Raw genomic sequence first — 1,471 nt, forward strand, 5'->3', positions numbered from 1 at the left:
GTTTTGACGTGTTACCGGCATATTTTTTAATCTTGAGGTGGTTTGCGTGAGAGCCGCGCCAATTCGGCCCTCACCGAGGTCTCAACTAAACTGAGCGATTTGCTGTTTCCGGCCCGAATGTGTTCTTGATCTCGGCAACAAGATCAGCAGGAAAGCCACCTTCTTTTGCATGACGATAGATTGCCTCAGCATTCTGGGCCTCGTGCACGCAGTAGAGCTTGTCGCCGGCTGCATATGTATGGTGCCAGACGTAAGGGACACCAAGCCCATCCACAACCGCGTTGGATTTTTGCGAAATATCGCAAAGTTGGTCGGCAGTTAGTTTTTCAGCACCGGGAATATTTCTTTCAACGATGAATTTGGGCATTTTATTCTCCTTTGATATCTGGCGCGCCAAACCCGCGCGTTGCTCGCATCATCTCCAGTTACATGTTAAGTATCGTATGCTCCTGTCGACAACTGCGCCATTCTTCAAGTATTAACTTGAATTTGGCATTTCTCGTAGCTAAAAATGGTTTCTGATCTTTAAGTAAGGCTATCATATGTCTAATAATGATTTGCACTATCTTCCCGCCCTGACGACGCTTCGTGCCTTTGAGGCGACGGCGCGGATGCAGGGGTATTCTGCCGCAGCAAGAACGCTGAACGTCACACCTGCCGCAATCGCACAGCAGGTGCGTAAGCTTGAGGTCGAACTCGGCACTCCACTGGTTCAACGCGAAGGCCGAGGCTTGGTGCTAACTGAGGCGGGACGTCATCTTGGCCTGTCACTCCGCGAGGCCTTTGCTTTGATTTCAAGTGGCGTTTCTGAGGCCCGACGCATGCAAGAAGATAAAGGAGTCCGGGTTTCCACGACCCACTATTTTGTCAATTCTGTCATATTACCGAACCTCAGCGATTTTTGGACTCAGAACCCCAATACAAAGGTTTCGTTTGTTCCTGATGGGAATCAGAGCCCGATCGATCTCGACAACTTTGATATTGCTATTCGCGGCTTTCGAAAGGGTGTCACATGGGAAGGGTATGCGGCGCAGACGCTGCTTGAGGCACCGATAATCATCTGCGCCGCCCCGAGTTTGCTGAGCGGTGGAAAGTCGGACCTGTCCACGTTGCCGTGGGTGGCCGAACACGGATTCAAGGAAACCGAGTTGCACGAATTCGTCCGGCGCGCGGGTTTCGATCCGGAAACGATGCGGATCGTCGATCCTGGCGATGCAAGGTACGAAATGGAAGCTGCGCTTATGGGGTTTGGACTGATGCTTACCCCTGAAGTCATTGTGCGAAAGCATCTGAACGACGGGACGCTTGTCTGGGTCGACACACCACTGGATGAGACGGTTGTTTACCAAGCGATTTATCGCAAGGGCGCAATGGCGAAACCGGTGCGTGCGCTTCTCGATTGGCTCACAGCATTGTGCCCACCTCTATCCTATCATAGCCGCCCCTTTTGAAACACAACGGCCGACCGCTT

General features: G+C 52.0%; 2 protein-coding genes. One reads left to right on the forward strand and one right to left on the reverse strand.

The features are described from left to right. Nucleotides 1–85: 85 nt before the first annotated feature. The gene (locus tag AB9F29_RS21200) at nucleotides 86–367 is read right to left on the reverse strand and encodes a DUF4242 domain-containing protein (RefSeq protein ID WP_335584417.1); all 282 of its coding nucleotides are present in this window, start codon (nucleotides 365–367) and stop codon (nucleotides 86–88) included. Between the two features lie 175 nt (nucleotides 368–542). On the opposite strand from AB9F29_RS21200, the gene AB9F29_RS21205 reads away from it, so the two are divergent. Continuing rightward, complete coding sequence (locus AB9F29_RS21205; protein ID WP_369757164.1) at nucleotides 543–1,451, forward strand: LysR family transcriptional regulator; 909 nt, start codon at nucleotides 543–545, stop codon at nucleotides 1,449–1,451. The last annotated feature ends 20 nt before the right edge of the window (nucleotides 1,452–1,471 follow it).

Source organism: Falsihalocynthiibacter sp. S25ZX9 (genome assembly GCF_041205405.1).
Taxonomy (GTDB): domain Bacteria; phylum Pseudomonadota; class Alphaproteobacteria; order Rhodobacterales; family Rhodobacteraceae; genus Falsihalocynthiibacter; species Falsihalocynthiibacter arcticus.